This is a genomic window from Bradyrhizobium arachidis (assembly GCF_015291705.1).
Lineage (GTDB): Bacteria > Pseudomonadota > Alphaproteobacteria > Rhizobiales > Xanthobacteraceae > Bradyrhizobium > Bradyrhizobium arachidis.
The window spans coordinates 4,020,870-4,038,107 of sequence record NZ_CP030050.1; the positions used below are offsets into that span (position 1 = coordinate 4,020,870).

The window sequence follows — 17,238 nt, forward strand, 5'->3', positions numbered from 1 at the left end:
TTTTTGCAATCTCACGGGACTATTGCGCAACCTATCCTGCGCTCTGCGGCCGCCAGCTGTGTTGGGGATTGCGCCAGTCGATCGCCTCCAGCAAATAGCCCATCTGAGCTGCGGTCAGCGATACCACGCCATCCACCGTCGCCGGCCAGATGAAGCGGCCACGGTCCAGTCGCTTGGCGTAGAGCGACAGCCCGATCCCGTCGTGCCAAAGGGCTTTGATCAGGGTGCCAGCACGACCACGGAACACAAAGACGTCGCCGGCAAAAGGATCCCGCCCCAGCCCCTCCTGCACCAGCAATGCCAGACCCTGCATGCCTTTGCGCATGTCAGTGTGACCGGTTGCGATCCAGATCCTCGCCCCTGCCGCGATCGGGATCATCGCCGCTCCAGCAGATCCAATACGCGAGACAACGCGGTCATATCAACGCCGGCGTCCACGATCACCCGACAGGCCTTGCCGACGACAATCTCCATGCGTCCGCTCGCTGGCCCCGCTAAAGTTACTGGCGGCGCCGGCGGTTGGTCCGGCATCACCATCGCTGGCACAAACGCTGGCTGAGGTTGTTCAGTATTGCTCGTCCGCGTCCCAAACGATCGTCGCCAAGTCAACAGGAGCGAGCGCGAGATGCCGTATCGTCGTGCTGTCGACGAGACCGCGCGCGGGGCCTGCAAACTCTCCAGAACGATCTTGAGTTTCTCATCATCGGTCCAGCGACGGCGACGGCCAGTCTCGACAACCTCGAACCGTTCAATCTGAGCACTGAACTTATTGCTGTCCATAAGGGCTGTTACACAGCACTGGTATTAACCCGACAAGGCGGCCCTCACCGGAGGGAGACGATGTGACCTGCACCGCCGGACGATCATTTACGCGATAGGAAATTGCATCATCGCCGCTTCCGCGGGCAATGCCGGGTCCCGGGAGCACCAGCTCGGTCCGGCCGCCGCGACAGCATATCGATGGCTGCATCGCCGACTCGCTGGTCCCGCTACGTGATGATGTCGCGGTCGCGCTCGGCGAGTAGTCGATGGGCGATGGCGTCTGGCTGACGATCCACTGGTCTTCGTGAGGCGCGCCGGTACGCGCCAATTTATCCGGACATCCAGGGCGCTCGGCGTGTTCCTTCTGAAGGCAGGAACGGAGCTGCGTCATCGAGTCCCGGGCAAATGGGGAGGCCGGTGGCAGCGGACACCAAGGTCTACGACAGCAGGTTCAGTTGATCGGCAAGCGCGCGGGTGTTGAATGTGAACGAACTAGGCAACGCGTATGGATCCCCATTGTCGTCGTATCTCCGCTAGCGTTCGATAGTACCCCGTCGCGAACAAGATGATGACAAACAACACCAATACTGCAGCAGGCCCGCCTATCGCGGCAATTGGAGCCGGTGGGGTCAGCAGATCAGCCGCGAAACGTGCGACGAGCGCGCAAACGACCGATGCGCTCCAGAGCTTTCCAAGGTTCTTCCAATCCTGCAATTTTCCGACAGGAACGCTCGTCACGTCTGAAAGTCTCTTTAGAACCAGCGCGTACACCATCAAGCTTGCCAATACCGAGCCGACAGCTGCGCCAGGTAAACCGTAATACCAGATGCCGATCAAGCTGGAGACGACGGCAACTGGAAAACATAGGGCTTCATACCGCATGCTCGATAGCCCTTGCTGGAACACATTCAGCAGAGTGCTGATTTCTATCGAATAAACCAAGGTCTGGACGAGATAGATACGCAACACCGGCGAGCCGCTCACGTACTCCTTCGTAAACAGGAACTGGATGATTTCGTGGGAAAAGGCGAATAATGCTGCAATGGTGGGGAATATGATCGCACTGAGGATTACGTTGCCTTGGCTATTGAGACGCAGCAGTTTTTCTTGATCACCAAGCGCATGGAGTTGGCTCATTGTGGGCAAGAGCAAATTCGCCACCCCGAATCTCAGGACTTCAGTGGGCATCGTGAGCGTCGTTGCAATCGAGAAAACGCCGAACACGGTCGGTGAAAATACCGTGGCAACAATCCATTGCTCGGTCTGTTTCCGCATGTGGAACAGCAGTGTGGCCGCGCCAAATGGCGCGGCGTACCGAAGCTGTTCACTAAATTTCGGCTTGTCCAGCGGGAACAGTCGAATGCCGCTATAGCGTGCAATGAAATAGGCCAAAAACCCAAGGCGCACACAGGCGGCGATCAATGTCGCAACCAGCACCAGCTCGAGTTCTCGGAAAAATGCCGCCGCGGAAAGAATGAGCGCGGCCCGAAGCACAGATGTGGCCACGATAGCCTGTGCCTGCCAGCGGATCTGCCCTGCGGCGTTGGGTAATACATCGAGCATCAAGCCCACATTCCAGGCAAACAGGAAAGCTGCGAGCAAAAACCCATGGTTGTGCAACAGGTTTTTCATGCCCGACGGGAGGACATTGCCAGAGGCAAAAATCAGAAGCGCCGCGATCGTCGTCGTCGCGAGCAAGAACAGCATCGTCTGCCCGACGTAAATCCGGCGTCCTTCCGAATCCAAACGGACAAAGAAGAAGAGCAAGCTGCGGGGCACGTCAAAGGGGAACAACAATGTTACGGTAGTTACAAGTAGCCAGAACAGCCGGTATTCGCCGAACTCTGTGGGACCGATCGTTCGAACCAGAACGACCGGCGTCAATATCGTGATGGCCTGTTCGAGGTAGCGTGCGGCGGAGAGTGCAATGCCTTGACGTATGATTGATGCCATGGACCAGCCTAGGCGCTACCGGCGATGAAAACAAAGCTGGTCAGAAACATCGGACGCCCCTTCTTGTGTCGCCAACGGTCGCGGACGCAACGCCGCTCTGTTCCTTGTTGAGGCAACGGGCCTTCAGCGGTTGCCCACGGCGAGGTGTATCTCGACAAATCGTCGACGTGTGAGTGTATTGCGGCGTTATCCGAGAATTCCAATCGTCGCGCCATTTTGAGCAAGTGTAAGCAAAACGACCAAGAATAGAAGCACTCGATCGAGCCGATCGGTGACTGAGTGGCTACCCATTCGGGGGTATGCGGTAACGCAGTCGACGTCGCCGTAGGAGAGGGGATGACCTGACCGGATCTTGGTTTCGTCTGGCAATGGGATCGATTTTGAGCTGATTTGAGCCCAATCGGTTTGATGGGGGCATCGCTTCGCATTTCGATGCACGCCCGTCCAATCCTTGGCAGCGACACTTGGAACTGTCGCGATAGCGTCCAGGCTCAGGTCACGCGTGCCCTCCTATCCGCCACTCGCCGATAAAGGCCGAGATACGCGCTAGTCATGGTATCGAGCGAGAACGACGTCTCAATCCGCCGGCGCCCTTCCGTACCGAATTGATTGGCAAGCCCGCGATTGTCGAGGAGCTTGAGCACGCGATCAGTCAACACTTCCGCGTCGTGGCGCGGCACAAGAAATCCCGTCCGTCCTTCGAGGATCAGTTCAGGATTGCCCCCATCCCTTGTTGCAACAATTGGCTTACCCAATGCCATGCATTCGGTTATCGCGTTCGAAAAGCCCTCTCCGCTGTGACTAACGAGAACTCCCACGGTGAAGAGATTGACGATACTTTCTACATCTTTCCGCAGTCCCAGAAACTTTATGCGTGACGAATATTCCGATGGGACGCTATCACGTATCTGCGGTAGCATTTGCCCAGCGCCGACGGTCACAAAGGTGACATCGTCCCGACGATGGCAAATGCGACATGCCATTTCGACAAAGGTTGGATAGTCCTTTCTGGGCGTAAAGTGTGCAACCATCCCCACGACGTGAGGCGTCGTGATTCCGAGACTGATGCGAAGCTCTGCCTCAGCCGTTAAGTTGGAGACTCTTTCGGGATTGAACCCATTGTAGATACATAGACCTTTACGCTCCGGAATCTGGTAGGCAGCCAGGCCTGCCCGTGAGTTGCCGACGACAATATCCGAAAATGGGACGGTCAATTTGCCCATTAGATAGTCCTTATTCCACCGCGACAGCTGCGGCGGCGCGTCTCGCACAAAGCCGTTAACGAAAGCCGAGCCGCACAGTTTCGCAATTGGAGCTGCATAAACGGAGCACATCGGGCTCCAAGAGTGAACGATATCTATTTTCAGATCGGAGACCAGTTGGTGCAAACTCTTAAACAGGCTCAAATCTCTCCTGCGCTTCCGGACGAGCTGAATAACTTCCGCGTGTTCACGGTTGATTTCGTAACGAATCTTCTCTTCGTCCGTAACCGCGACAAATGACTTTATGTCGCTGCAGACGAACAGTCCCCGGAGCAATTCGACGAGTTGTCGTTCTTTTCCTCCCGGCCCTAGACGTTCGGTGAGGTGCAATATACGCATTTCAGCGCCCTCCCGCATGGACTAGTTCCGTCCAAGTCGCAACGTTGCGTTCGGCGCAAACTTCAATGTCGATGTATCTTCCCATTTTCTCCTAGACGCCGTCTCGAGTACCCAGCTTCAATGAAGCGAAGACCCAATGCAGCGCTCCCCTCGGTCTTGGTTGGTTTGACGATCAGTCCATTGCTCTCGTGCCTTACTGGAGGACGAATGACGGTCCCGCTGTGAGCGCTAGGTTCTCAACCCTCGACATCAAGAAAGTTGCACCAAAGGGTGGAAGCACCAGAACATTGGCGGCCCAACCGGGCACCCATAGGATCGCCGAGAGGCACTCGCTCAGACTGGGGTTCTCGCATTGGCCACCGCGCTGTCACGCAAGCATGCTTCCGGTCAGCCTTTGAGCCCAGGTTCGCAAAAGTCATGAGCGCCGCACGAAGCCAAGCCGAGAACTATCATATTGTCTCCCATCCCTCGCCAAAGCGGGTCGACGACCGACGGTACGTCGCGCTTTGCGGAGTGTATTCTTGCGCCCGCGCTGAGCGTCAACTTTTTCGGGCTACCTATTCCGGTTCCGACGAAGGGAAGCTCGAATGGCCTCCGGCTACAGGCGAAGACGAAACAGGTAGGCTCCGCCATTGTCTCGAAGTTCGGATAGATATCGTCGAACCGCCACCTTAAGTCGGTAGGAGAGCGACTCTGAATCCGGAAAGGCATCCCGCTGTTCGTGATAAACGCAGCGTATATTAGCCGTCTTGCCGGGCGGGATGTCGACGATCAATCGAAGGCATCCATCGATGTAATCATACGTGACGACGTCTTGGTTGACTGTAATATCCCTCAAAGAAGCGACCTGTGGTTCTGGCTTCACGACCCGAATCCATCGCGTTACCGCCTCCATGTTCTCGATACGAAGTTGTTCGGCAAACATCCTGACTGTGATTGTCCCGCCTTCGCGTCGAATGCCGTAGCTGCGGCAAACCGCGTCCCCGAGAGTTCGCCAACGGAGTTTCCATCGCAAGGAAGCAAGCTCTCGGACGAACTCCGATAGTTCGCTGCCGTGGTCCCGGAAAAGGTCGTGATGCCCGACAAGGAGGCACGGCTTGCCCAGGAGTCCGTCGAACGCGAAGTTTTCGACGCCGTGGTCAATGTACCGCCGGGTATAAATTGAGAATCCCCCATACCGGGTGATGGCGACGCTCCACAGGTCGGCGAGTGTCGTTTCGTTCAGCGCGTTGTCGGCCGGTGCGACTCCGGTGTTCACCGCTGCGACGAAGCCATTTCGTTTGAGCGCGGACACTGCTTCGGGCGAGAATGCGCCTTGCGGGAAAATCATCACGTTTTCGTATTCGAGCTCGGTCTTGTCGCGTAGGGACTGCATCCGACGCGTGGCGGTCCTTAGCTTTCTGTCGAGCAAGCTCGCCGAACGGGCGGCAAATTCACCACGGGTGTGATCGCAGCCGTGCACGCAGACCGACAGTTTTCCGCTGTTTTGCCGAAAGGCGACAACGGTGTCGCGATTTGTTCGTCGCCAGTTCCATGGAATGAAGGCGAGGGTCGTGGCGAAGCGCTGCTTGTTGGCCAACTGCAGTAGTTCGTCAAAATCGAGGAATCCGTACCGTGGCCTCAGGAGTGGATCGTCGATGGTAAGGCAGGCGTTTGTTTCGGGGGGGATCCAGCAGACGTCGCGGAACGCCGACCTCAGATACATCACGATTGGAACTGCGCCGGCGAAACGCTTCTTCACATCAAAATAGCTCGCGGCGCGTTCGTGAATGTCCACCATCGCCCGTGACGCATCGGCAAAAAAACGCAAGCCCGAATGAGTGAGCCCGGCGAACAGATACCCCTCGGGGGCGGCGACGATACTTTGCAATTCGTCACTATGCGCGATCACAAGCGCCGCATCCGCCGCGCCCGGCTGCAGTTGGATTCGCAGGCCCGACATTGGCCCGCACATGTCTGGGAAAGTATCAGTGACGGACACGGTTATCGGCCGCTGGTCGATGCCACGGATGTCCGCATCCGGGTCTCCCGTGATCTCGCGCAGCAGCGCCCTACAGGGATCCGACGCTTGAAATCCATAGACGAATACGGAAGCGGCTGCGGCCATCCAGGCCGGAAATATTCCGGCCTTAGCAGACTGCAGGGCTTCCGTGAGACGGGGCGCGGAAGTCAGGATTGAGAACTGCGGATGATCGGCGGTCAGCGCAGCCAGATTGCTACCGTTCGCCTCGCCGACTGTCATAGCCGTCCATGGGATTCCGAAAAAATCGAGAACTTCAACCAGGTTGCGATCGTCGGGCGACGGAGTGTCCCCGCGAAGCAGGAGCGCGATCGATGAGCCGGTGTCCATGGGCGTCGGCGTTCCTGCGTTGACGCGTCATCCTTCGGGAAGGCCACCGGCATCCTGCGGATGTCGGTCGCCAATGGTGAGAGGGCATGTCTTAGCGTTCGCGCGACTGTCTGATCAATGTGCCCTTGGAGGTACCGAGTCCACGCTTTGCCATGTTGTACCGGATTGCTGCCGCGCAAAATCTATCATTTTGCACTGCAAAAATCTAGGAGTCGTCAGCGGCCTCGATGAATGTCTTGAGAAAAGGTCGATCGCGCCGTTATACGGCTCTGACTTTCGACGATGGCCTCCGCGATAAGGTCTCGAGCGCTTCCAATTGTGGAGCGGCATAATTTGCCGCTCGTGATGTACGTGCCTGGTGCACCAATTCTCATCGCCTTGCGCGATTAACGCTCGCTCCGCCTGCGCTTAGATTGGCTTCTTGCCGGACGCCTCTCGATGGGCGGATTTGTCTGCATCTGCGGACGAATGGATGCGGGCAGGGCTCGCGCCACCGCGAACGCAAGCGGCCGCGGCCCTCGCGGACGCTATGTCGCCGAAAGGAGCGGCGATGATCGACCAATCGATCGATTTCTGCTCACGGCATCGGATGAGTGCGAAGCGGGAAAGTCGAGGGGGTAGTCCGGAAGGGTTCTCGCGCAGCGCGAAGTTTGCCTATGATAAGTGGGTCATCTGCGCACGTGATCGCGACGGGGTTCTCAGATTCCGAATACATTCCGCAGGAGCTGGCGCCACCGGGGGGAGTTACTTTCACGTAGCGGTGCTCACCAGGACCTGAGCCAATTCAGAGAGACGACTGGACATCAACCATGATGCACGGCCGAAAAATTGCGGTGATTGGGCTTGGTTACGTGGGATTGCCCGTGGCTGTGTCGTTTGCGCGTTCCGGAGTTCCGGTCGTTGGATTCGACGTGGATCGCGGACGTGTCGCTGAACTCAGGGAAGGAAAGGACCGGACCCGCGAGGTTGACGGCGATGATTTGCGTCGGGAGACGCTACGCTTCACGGTGGATCCGGCTGAAATGGCGAAGGCCGATTTCTTCATCGTCACAGTGCCAACTCCGATTGACGAGGCTCGCAATCCGGACCTGCGCGCAATGATTGCCGCGTCGCGATCGGTGGGCGCGGTGCTCAAGAGGGGCGACATCGTCGTTTATGAATCGACCGTATATCCGGGCGCGGTGGAGGATGACTGCGTTCCGGCTCTTGAGCAAATCTCTCACTTGAAGGCCGGAGTAGATTTTACTGTCGGGTATTCGCCCGAGCGGATCAATCCCGGCGACAAGGAGCACCGCTTCGAAACGATTACCAAGGTGGTCTCGGCGCAGGATGCCAGAACGCTTGAGATCGTCGCGGATGTCTACGGATCTGTGGTCAGCGCCGGCGTTCATCGTGCTCCCTCCATCCGCGTGGCGGAAGCAGCAAAGGTCATCGAGAACACCCAGCGCGATCTGAATATCGCCTTCATGAACGAGCTGTCGCTAATATTCCGGGCGCTTAATATCGATACTGGTGACGTCCTGGCTGCGGCCCGCACCAAATGGAATTTCATGCCGTTCCAGCCGGGACTCGTCGGTGGCCACTGTATCGGCGTCGATCCCTATTACCTGACCTATCGTGCCGAAAAGGCTGGCTATCACCCCGAGGTCATTCTCGCAGGGCGACGCATCAACGACGGCATGGGTCAGCGAGTGGCGCGGGAATGCGTTCGTGGGCTATTGCGGCGCAAGGGTCAAACCGGGATTGTGACCATCCTCGGGCTGACCTTCAAGGAAGACGTTCCCGATACGCGCAATTCCCGCGTCATTGACATCATCCGCGAGCTTCAGTCTTTCGGGCTCACGGTGCAGATCCATGATCCGCTGGTGAATGCCGCCGACGCGCGGCATGAACTTGGGGTCACGTTGACCCAGCTGCACGCCCTACAACCTGCAGATGCCATCGTTCTTGCCGTCGCCCATCAGCGCTATGTCGACGGCGGCTGGCCGCTTGTTCGACACTTGCTGCGCGACGGCGAGGGCCTCGTGTTCGACATCAAGACAAAGCTCGATCGAGCCGCAAAGCCCGCCGCCATCGACCTGTGGCGGCTCTGATCTGGAGACAAGATGGCGAACGACAAAGTATTGGTGACCGGAGCTGCAGGCTTCATTGGCTTTCATGTTGCTCGACAACTGTTGGCTAATGGTCGCGAAGTGATCGGCGTTGACAATATCAATGCCTACTACGACCCCAAGTTGAAGGAAGCGCGCGTCGAGATTCTCAAGCGCGATTCGAAGTTCAGGTTTGTGAAGCATGATCTAGCCGATCGCGCCGCATCAGCCGCACTGTTCGAACAGCATCGATTTCCGATCGTGATTCACCTCGCGGCTCAAGCCGGCGTTCGCTATTCACTGCAAAATCCGCACGCTTATATCGATGCGAATCTCGAGGGGTTCGTCAATGTGCTGGAAGGCTGTCGTCACAACGGGTGCCGGCATCTCATCTTCGCATCCTCTTCGTCGGTGTACGGCGCGAATACGAAGCTGCCCTTTTCGGTGCGGGACAATGTCGACCATCCGATCAGCCTCTATGCCGCCTCTAAGAAGGCCAACGAACTGATGGCACATGCCTACAGCCATCTCTATCGCATTCCAGCGACCGGCCTACGGTTCTTCACGGTCTATGGTCCCTGGGGCCGGCCGGACATGGCGATGTTCATCTTTGCCAAGGCAATCCTTGCCGGTGAACCGATCAAGCTGTTTAACCATGGCGCGATGCGGCGCGACTTCACTTATGTCGATGACGTGAGCCAGGCGATCATGCGCCTGATCGACCGTCCACCCCAGGGACAGCCGGGGCCGCCCGCCGATCCTGCGACCAGCAGCGCCCCTTGGAAAATTTACAACGTCGGTAACAACCGTCCTGAAGATCTGATCGACGTGGTATCGCTGCTGGAGAAGGAATTCGGCAGGACGGCAATCAAGGAAATGCTTCCGATGCAGCCCGGCGACGTTGAGGCGACCTACGCCGATATTGCCGAGCTCGAACGCGACATCGGATTCCGCCCGTCGACGACGATCGGCGAGGGCATCGCATGGTTCGCGAAATGGTATCGCGAGTATCACCGGCTTTAGCAGGTCGCGATCAGTGAAATGACAAGCACTGATCAAGTATGGGCGCCGGCACACGATTGGAGTCCGCCTCGCGCGGTCGGGCTGAAGCAGTTCTTGCCGTGTTCGGACCGCGCTCGATCCTTCAGGATACGCCGATCTCGTGTTCGAATCCTCAGCCTTTCGATCGTCCGATCTTTATTAGCAGCATCCCGATCGCCGTCAGCGCGGCGCGAACCGCACTGCGGTTTGTCGTCCCGGCACGGACGGTCGCGATGATCGCGCAAAGGATAGGCGGCGCGCGCTCTGTCGGCGTCACCGTAAAAGCCGAGGGGCGCGAGGGAAAGGAGCTTGCGCGCACCAACTCGGCGATGACGGCGCGGCCACGCCGCAGATCGGTGCCTGCGATCAGGCCAGCGCCTGCTCGTGCACGCCGGCCACGGCGCGCCCGGAGGGGTCGGCCATCGCTGCAAAACTGGCGTCCCAAGCGATCGCCGCCGGCGAGGAGCAGGCGATCGACTTGCCACTCGGCACGGTTGCGGCCGCCGCCTGGGTTGGGAAGAACTGCTCGAACAGGTGGCGATAGTAATACGCCTCCTTGGTCTGCGGCGGGTTGTGCACGAAGCGCTTGTCGGCTGCTGCCATCACCCGGGCGCTGACCTGCGATTCGGCGTGTGCCTTCAGCCCGTCGATCCAACCGTAGCCTACGCCATCGCTGAATTGTTCCTTCTGCCGCCACAAGATCGAATCCGGCAGATAGCCTTCGAATGCTTCACGCAGCAGTGCCTTCTCGATCCGCCGCGCGCCGTCGGCGCCTTTGCCGACCATCTTGTGCTTGGCATCGATGCGCATCGCCACGTCGAGGAACTCGCGGTCCAGGAACGGCACGCGCGGTTCCACGCCCCAGGCCATCATCGACTTGTTGGCGCGCAGGCAGTCGTAGTTATTGAGCGCGTTGAGCTTGCGCACGAGCTCTTCGTGAAATTCGCGCGCATTGGGCGCCTTGTGAAAGTACAGATAGCCGCCGAAGATTTCGTCGCTGCCCTCGCCGGATAGCACCATCTTCACCCCCATCGCCTTGATCCGGCGTGCCAATAGGAACATCGGCGTGGAGGCGCGGATGGTGGTTACATCGTAAGTTTCGACGTGGCGGATCACTTGCGGCAGGGCGTCCAGGCCTTCTTCGAAGGTATATTCGAAGCCGTGGTGTACGGTGCCCAACGCCTTGGCGGCGATCGCCGCGGCGGCCAGGTCGGGCGAGCCCTTCAGACCGATGGCGAACGAATGCAGGCGCGGCCACCATGCCTCGCTCTGGTCGTCATCCTCGATGCGGTGGCGTGCGTAGCGCGCGGCTACGGCGGCGACTAGCGACGAATCGAGGCCGCCGGACAGCAGCACCCCGTACGGCACATCGGTCATCAGCTGGCGATGTACCGCACGTTCGAAAGCTTCGCGCAGCGCGGTACGATCGGCTGCCACGCCTTCGACCGCGTCGTAGTCGCGCCACGGGCGCTCGTAGTAACGGGTCAGCGTATCCGCGGCGCTGTCGTACCAGTGGCCCGGCGGGAACTGCGCGGCGTCGGCGCAGATGTCGACCAGCGACTTCAACTCGGAGGCGACCACAAGGCGCCCGTCCTTGTCATGACCCCAGTACAGCGGCACCACGCCGATCGGATCGCGCGCGATTAGCGCGCGTTGCTGCCCGCGGTCCCACAGCGCAAATGCGAAGATGCCGTTGAGGCGGTTCAGGAAAGAGGCCGGGGTGTCTTCGCGGTAGAGCGCGTTGATCACCTCGCAGTCCGAGCCGGTCTGGAAGGCGTAGGGCTGCGCCAGTTCGGCCTTTAGTTCGCGGTGGTTATAGATCTCGCCGTTGACTGCCAAGGCCAGGCCGCCATCCTCGGAGAGGAGCGGCTGTGAGCCGCCGGCCGGGTCGACGATGGCCAGGCGCTCATGGACGAGAATGGCCCCCGCATCCGCGTAGACGCCGCTCCAGTCCGGGCCGCGATGGCGCTGGCGTTGGGACAGATCAAGGCAATGGCGGCGCAGCGCTGGGAGGTCGTCGCCGGCCTGCAGGCCGAAAATGCCGAAGATCGAACACATGAACCGCTCCTGGTGATGAGGAGACAAACCAATCGTCTAGGAACTAACGCCTGTTGTGATCCGCTTCATGGCAAGCCCGCTACAATCAACGCCAGTGCGATGTCCTCAGGACATCGACGCGACCACCTCCAGCATCACCTCCGTCGCGCCGCCGGCGATGGACAGGATGCGGGCGTCACGTGCTATGCGCTCGATCGGACTCTCGCGCATTACGCCCATAGCTCCGTGGAACTGCACGCACGTATACACGACCTCGTTGACGAGTTCGCCGCAGATGGCCTTCAACATCGAGATCTCGCGCATGCAATCTTCGTCCGCCGCCATGCGCCAAGCAGTGGCATAGAGAAACTGGCGGTTCGCCTCCACCTTCGCAGAGAGCATCGCGAGACGTTGCCGGATCGCCTGCATGTCCCATAGGACGGCTCCGAATGCGCGGCGAGCTTTCACCCAAGTGAGGGTCATTTCGATCGCCGCCTCGGCAGTCCCTATCGCCAGGGCGGCAAGCACAAGGCGCTCGTTCTGGAGGTTGCGCATCATGGAGTAGAAGCCCTGTCCCTCCGTGCCGAGCACGTTTTCGGCCGGGATATGGCAACCGTCGAAGACGAGCTCCGCCGTATCGGAGGACCGCCAGCCGTGCTTGTCCAACTTGCGCGCGACGCGGAAGCCCGGCGTTCCTTTCTCGATTAGGAACATCGTTATCCCGTTGCTTCCTGCCGAAAGATCGGTCTTTGCGGCGACGCAGTAAAGATCCGCGTGGACTCCGTTCGTGATGTAGAGCTTCGTGCCGTCGATGACGTAGGAGTCGCCTTCGCGGCGCGCGCGCGTGCGGATGGCCTTCATGTCCGAGCCCGCATCCGGCTCCGTGATGGCGACCGCGGTGATCAGATCGCCGCTGATAATGCCCGGCATCCAGCGGGCGCGCTGGGCATTGGTCCCGTCGTGAAAGACGTACCCGGAAGCCATGTCGGTATGGACCAGTATCGCATCGGCCGCGCCGCCATAGGTCGAGCGCCCAAGCTCCTCGGCGAAGACCGTCGATGCGACCGCGTCCATCTCGGCACCACCATACTCGGCCGGGTAGCGGATGCCGAAGAAGCCCAGTTCGCCCATGCGGCGCAGGACCGGGCGGGGAATGAACCCGTCTTCTTCCCAGCGATCCGCACAGGGCTTGATCTCTTCCTCGACGAACCGGCGGACTTGGTCCCGTAGGGACTCGTACTCCTCCGCCACCCAAGGCAGCCCCGGTCCTCGCACCGGTACCCAAGCTTTGTCCATCATCTTCATCCGCTCGGCTATGAGGCCCAACGCAGAAGCTTCCGTTCAGAAGCTGTCAGTTTTGGTCGTTTCAAAGATCTACGGGCCCCGATCGTTGTTCGATAGCATGGCGCCGACAATTGGCTGCCGGCTCGGGCTGGACGTGCCCTTTCGCAACCCCTGCCTCTCAGCAGGCGTCGGCGGGCGCGTGCGGTTCATTGACCGAGGTGCGCTATCAGTCAGAACGTCAATCCGGTGCCGCAGATGATCGACCAGCCGATCTGCGCCAGAGGTCAGTATGTCGCTGTGTTCCCCAGCCATCTCAGTTACTTCAAGCCGGGAGCTGAGGCGCCACGCTCGACCATTGGAGCCGGCCGCGTAGAAACTCACAGGCACCTCGAGCGGCTCAGGAAGATATTGCGCCATTGCGCCTGAATAAGCGCCCCATAACGCCGGCGGGATATCAACATTGGGATTGGACAAGCCGTCATACAGCTTCCCGATCCGCAGCCGCTTCAGCAGTTTGGTGATTTTCTTGCTAGCTGACGCTGTGGAGAAGATTTCCAGATGGACCAACAGTTGATAGGTCCAGCGCAGACGGTAAGGCGAAACCACCGGCTTCATCAGCCTCATGATCGCCCGCGTCACCGGACGGGCATTGATGGTCGGCGGATCAACCATCGCGACCATATCGACCTTGTGGCCGGCTGCCATCAGCAGGCGGGCTGCCTCGAACGCCACCAAGGCGCCGTTGCATTTGCCGCCCAGGAGGAAGGGGCCGCTCGCCTGCCTTTCCAGGATCAGCGGTAGGCGGTCCGCGGCCATCTCCTCGATCGACGGCGGAATCTGATCCCCGTGAAGACCGTGGGGATCGATGGAGACGATCGGATAATCAGGCCCGAAAACCTCCGCCATCCGCCGCACAGTCAAGTGGCCGCCGATCAGGTCCCCATTGAAGAAATACAGGGGAGGCCTACCGCCACGGGTATGGAACTGGAGGATCTCCTCCCTCGGTTTCTCCGAGATTGAAGGGGTATCGGCCGCCATGCGCATTTCGTCGATCAATTCCGCCAGTTCGGCCACGGTTGGGCGCTCGAACAGAATGCGAAGCTGCATGTCGACGCCGAAGGTCTTTCGCATGCGTGACACCGCCCGCATGACCAGGAGTGAGTGTCCGCCCAGGTCGAAGAAGTTGTCGCGACATCCGATCGATTTGATCTTCAAGAGATCGCACCACAGCGCGGCCAGCGTCTTCTCGGTCTCGGTGGAGGGAGCGGCGAAGTCTTGTGCAGGCTGGACGTTTTCCGCCGTCGGCTCGGGTAGCGAGGAGCGGTCGATCTTGCCGTTGGACGTGAGTGGCATCCGTTCGAGGCGAATATAGTGCGTTGGAATCATGGACTCCAAGAGTTCTTCGGCGAGGTGGGCGCGCAGGTCTGACACGGCCAGGAGCTTCGATGAGACATAGTAGGCGACAAGTCGTGCGAGGCCGTCTTCGGCCGCTGGCGGTTCGACATGGCCGACTTGGGGCATTATTTGTGTCGCTGGCTTCGCCACCGAGGTGGCAATGGCAGCGACAGCGCATTCCTGAACGTGCGGATGCCTGAGAAGCCGTGCTTCGATCTCGCCCAGTTCGATACGCGTGCCACCGATCTTCACCTGATGGTCGGCGCGGCCGAGAAATTCCAGGCGCCCTTGCGAGTTCCAGCGGGCTAGATCTCCCGTCTTATAAAGCCGCAGGTCAGAAGACCCACCTCGGGGATCGGCGGCCATGTGGAAACGCTCATCGGTCAGGTCAGGGCGATTGAAATAACCTCTCGCCAGACCGTCGCCGGCAATGAACATCTCTCCGATGATGCCGGGGCCGATGGGATGATATGCCTTGCTGAGGATGTAGATCCCCGCATTGGCGGCTGGAACGCCCACCGGCACCGACGCGGATCGATCCCGGTCAATGTCGAAACGGTGAATCATGCAGCCCACGGTGGCTTCGGTTGGCCCGTATTCGTTGTAGATCTCGGTGGGATGGGGGATAGCTTTCGTGATATCGCGGGCCAACTCGGTCTTGAAATCCTCGCCGCCCACGATGAACTTTCGCAGTCTTGTGGTCGCAAGATTGCGGTCGCGGACCATCGCCAGATGTGCCGGCGTCAGCTTCATGATGTCGACGGCATTGTCGTCGACGACCTTGAGCACCACCATGCTCTGCGCTCCGGGATCGCCAAGATAGACCACGATGCGGCCGCCGGTGATGAGCGGTGTGAACAGTGTTGTGACGGTAAGGTCGAAGGCGAGAGATGAGAAAAGAGGCCATGCGAGACGTTCGCCGGAACTGTAGACCCGAGCCGCCCACCAGATGTAGTTCACCAGGCTGCGGTGCTCGATCTCGACGCCCTTGGGAGTGCCGGTCGAGCCGGAGGTGAAGATGATATAGGCTGTGCCGTCCGGCGTAGCGGCGGACGGTCGGGCCGAATCCGGCTGATTCAAAATCGAACCAAAATCGGCGTCGAGCACGAAGATGTCGGCAAGGTTCGGGGAAATGACCGATTGCAGGCGCGCCTGAGTGATCACAACCGGCGCCCGCCCGTCGGTCCCGTTGGAAATGTCCTTCAGGATCGTTGCGATACGTCCCTTCGGCGTTGCCGCATCCAGCGGCACGTAGGCTGCGCCGGACTTTAGGATGCCCAAGATCGCGACGACAACTTCAATGGAGTGCTCCATGAACACCACGGCAATCCGACCCGGTCCTACGCCGGTCGAGCTCAAATGCGTGGCCATCTGGTCAGAGTGTTGGTCGAGCTGTCGGTACGTCAGCGTTGCATCACCGAAGCGGATCGCTTCGGCATCGGGACTCCGCGTCACCTGATCGCGGAACAGATCGACGATCGTCCTGTCCGACGGGTAGGGCGCCGCCGTGGCGTTGTAGTCGACAACCAACGCCTGATGGTCGGCCTCTTTCAGCAGCGCAAGCGGTACGCCCTCTGCCGGGATGGGTAGGACTTCATTCATGAGATGGGCTCCCATCGGGCAAAATAAAAATCAAATCAAGTCACCGGATGATCATTCATTTCCGAACGACCATGTTCCCGATGTATCCAGATTTCGGTACGAACGTTCGGACAACCCAATCCTTTTCATCCCAGGAAATGCGCTGTCCTAAGCCGCACCCCAGGGCCTTGGAGATTGCCTCCAGCCGGGTCCAATGCCGGAGGAAGTCTTCCAGACGGTCTTCCGGACCAAGGGCGGTGTAGGACTCGTACTCGGAGGCGGAAAGACAGAGCGCCGCGATCTCGTCCGCTTCGGGCACCGGGAGAATTGCCTCGATGTCCACCCCGATCTCTTGCCTGGTCGAGAGCGCTATGACCGCCACATCTGCGGATCGTGAGACGCTGAAGTGCAAATCGCGCGCAGGCATACGGTGCGAGAGGTGAGGTTTGCCCAATCGTCCATACTCTAGTTCGACGTCGGACGGCGAAATTCCCAGTTTGGAAGCGAGGACCCGGCGCAGTTGCCCCCGGGTAACAATAAAGCGGCGGCGGTCCTGCTCCAATCTTAAACGCTGGGCGCGCCGACGTTCCTCGTCGTTGAGGCAAGCGCCTGTCCGCCGGATGGTGTCCGGCTCCACATCGAGCATGAATGTCAGGATCTCCAATCCATCATTCTCGAAAACCGGCATTTCGGTCCGGGGTCTCAGCTCGACCGCTTTGTCCAAAAGGCTCGAGAGGGCCGTGTTGGATTTGCGCGCCCCGCGTTCAGGCTTGTGGCCCGGCCGGTCCTGGCCACCAACGCCATAACGATCCTTCTCCCACTCGTTCTGCGCGCGGGCCTTGATGCGAAAACTCATCACGCCTTACTTTCTGCGCCCAAATTCTGATTTCGGATCGCCAGCAGTAGAGTTGGAACGGCATTTGAACGGTTGCGGATCGGAAGTTTAATCCCGCAGTGCGATGGCTCAATGGACCATCGTAATTACCCATTTGTTGCCGCTTCCCATCCAGCGGCCCGGGGATTGCACAGGCGGCGGAGCTCATCGCGGAGCATGCTCCTCGAGCAAGGCGATGTAGAGGGCGCGGATTGTTCCGGCGCGCCCCGTCCAGATTAGCTGCGCTCAGGCGAGCTTCGCGCTCGCGGA

General features: G+C 59.5%; 11 protein-coding genes. 2 read left to right on the plus strand and 9 right to left on the minus strand.

Going from position 1 to position 17,238, the window contains the following annotated elements; translation table 11 throughout:
* Positions 1 to 31 precede the first annotated feature (31 nt).
* The 5 genes from tnpB to WN72_RS18490 all read right to left on the minus strand — a co-directional run bounded on the left by tnpB (position 32) and on the right by WN72_RS18490 (position 6,666).
* Positions 32 to 379 carry an IS66 family insertion sequence element accessory protein TnpB gene (tnpB, locus tag WN72_RS18470; RefSeq protein ID WP_080134400.1) on the minus strand — a complete coding sequence of 116 codons (348 nt, stop codon included), beginning with the start codon at positions 377 to 379 and terminating at the stop codon, positions 32 to 34.
* A complete protein-coding gene (tnpA, locus tag WN72_RS18475; RefSeq protein ID WP_080134401.1) occupies positions 376 to 780 on the minus strand; it encodes an IS66-like element accessory protein TnpA in 405 nt (134 codons plus the stop codon). The genes tnpB and tnpA overlap by 4 nt, the downstream gene beginning before the upstream one ends.
* A 474-nt stretch (positions 781 to 1,254) precedes the next feature.
* Entirely contained in the window at positions 1,255 to 2,715 is a 1,461-nt protein-coding gene (locus tag WN72_RS18480) for a lipopolysaccharide biosynthesis protein (RefSeq protein ID WP_092218895.1), read from the minus strand.
* A 491-nt stretch (positions 2,716 to 3,206) separates the two neighbouring features.
* Positions 3,207 to 4,316, minus strand: coding sequence for a glycosyltransferase (locus tag WN72_RS18485; RefSeq protein WP_159073911.1), 1,110 nt, complete (start codon positions 4,314 to 4,316; stop codon positions 3,207 to 3,209).
* A 598-nt stretch (positions 4,317 to 4,914) separates the two neighbouring features.
* Positions 4,915 to 6,666, minus strand: a complete 1,752-nt coding sequence (locus WN72_RS18490) for a hypothetical protein (protein WP_092218897.1) — start codon at positions 6,664 to 6,666, stop codon at positions 4,915 to 4,917.
* A gap of 809 nt (positions 6,667 to 7,475) precedes the next feature.
* Here WN72_RS18490 and WN72_RS18495 point away from each other — a divergent pair.
* Together WN72_RS18495 and WN72_RS18500 are read left to right on the plus strand one after the other, a co-directional pair.
* Positions 7,476 to 8,759 (plus strand): nucleotide sugar dehydrogenase, encoded by a 1,284-nt coding sequence (locus WN72_RS18495; RefSeq protein ID WP_027557053.1) that lies wholly within the window; start codon positions 7,476 to 7,478, stop codon positions 8,757 to 8,759.
* 12 nt (positions 8,760 to 8,771) lie between these two features.
* Positions 8,772 to 9,779 (plus strand): NAD-dependent epimerase, encoded by a 1,008-nt coding sequence (locus WN72_RS18500; RefSeq protein WP_027557054.1) that lies wholly within the window; start codon positions 8,772 to 8,774, stop codon positions 9,777 to 9,779.
* A gap of 384 nt (positions 9,780 to 10,163) precedes the next feature.
* Here the strand turns inward: WN72_RS18500 and asnB are convergent, their stop codons facing one another.
* The 4 genes from asnB to WN72_RS18520 all read right to left on the minus strand — a co-directional run bounded on the left by asnB (position 10,164) and on the right by WN72_RS18520 (position 16,950).
* Positions 10,164 to 11,855, minus strand: coding sequence for an asparagine synthase B (gene asnB, locus WN72_RS18505; protein WP_027557055.1), 1,692 nt, complete (start codon positions 11,853 to 11,855; stop codon positions 10,164 to 10,166).
* A gap of 105 nt (positions 11,856 to 11,960) precedes the next feature.
* Positions 11,961 to 13,133 carry an acyl-CoA dehydrogenase family protein gene (locus WN72_RS18510; protein WP_244553933.1) on the minus strand — a complete coding sequence of 391 codons (1,173 nt, stop codon included), beginning with the start codon at positions 13,131 to 13,133 and terminating at the stop codon, positions 11,961 to 11,963.
* A gap of 75 nt (positions 13,134 to 13,208) precedes the next feature.
* Positions 13,209 to 16,115 carry a non-ribosomal peptide synthetase gene (locus WN72_RS18515; protein ID WP_231164330.1) on the minus strand — a complete coding sequence of 969 codons (2,907 nt, stop codon included), beginning with the start codon at positions 16,113 to 16,115 and terminating at the stop codon, positions 13,209 to 13,211.
* Positions 16,116 to 16,170: 55 nt separating this feature from the next.
* Positions 16,171 to 16,950 (minus strand): 4'-phosphopantetheinyl transferase family protein, encoded by a 780-nt coding sequence (locus tag WN72_RS18520; protein ID WP_084334090.1) that lies wholly within the window; start codon positions 16,948 to 16,950, stop codon positions 16,171 to 16,173.
* Between the last annotated feature and the right edge of the window lie 288 nt (positions 16,951 to 17,238).

Excerpts from the sequence above, each read along its gene's own strand:
- WN72_RS18490 (WP_092218897.1), bottom strand. The coding sequence starts at position 6,666 with ATGGACACCGGCTCATCGATCGCGCTCCTGCTTCGCGGGGACACTCCG.
- tnpA (WP_080134401.1), bottom strand. The coding sequence starts at position 780 with ATGGACAGCAATAAGTTCAGTGCTCAGATTGAACGGTTCGAGGTTGTC.
- tnpB (WP_080134400.1), bottom strand. The coding sequence starts at position 379 with ATGATCCCGATCGCGGCAGGGGCGAGGATCTGGATCGCAACCGGTCAC.
- WN72_RS18510 (WP_244553933.1), bottom strand. The coding sequence starts at position 13,133 with ATGATGGACAAAGCTTGGGTACCGGTGCGAGGACCGGGGCTGCCTTGG.
- WN72_RS18520 (WP_084334090.1), bottom strand. The coding sequence starts at position 16,950 with ATGAGTTTTCGCATCAAGGCCCGCGCGCAGAACGAGTGGGAGAAGGAT.
- WN72_RS18515 (WP_231164330.1), bottom strand. The coding sequence starts at position 16,115 with ATGAATGAAGTCCTACCCATCCCGGCAGAGGGCGTACCGCTTGCGCTG.
- WN72_RS18495 (WP_027557053.1), top strand. The coding sequence starts at position 7,476 with ATGATGCACGGCCGAAAAATTGCGGTGATTGGGCTTGGTTACGTGGGA.
- asnB (WP_027557055.1), bottom strand. The coding sequence starts at position 11,855 with ATGTGTTCGATCTTCGGCATTTTCGGCCTGCAGGCCGGCGACGACCTC.
- WN72_RS18480 (WP_092218895.1), bottom strand. The coding sequence starts at position 2,715 with ATGGCATCAATCATACGTCAAGGCATTGCACTCTCCGCCGCACGCTAC.
- WN72_RS18485 (WP_159073911.1), bottom strand. The coding sequence starts at position 4,316 with ATGCGTATATTGCACCTCACCGAACGTCTAGGGCCGGGAGGAAAAGAA.
- WN72_RS18500 (WP_027557054.1), top strand. The coding sequence starts at position 8,772 with ATGGCGAACGACAAAGTATTGGTGACCGGAGCTGCAGGCTTCATTGGC.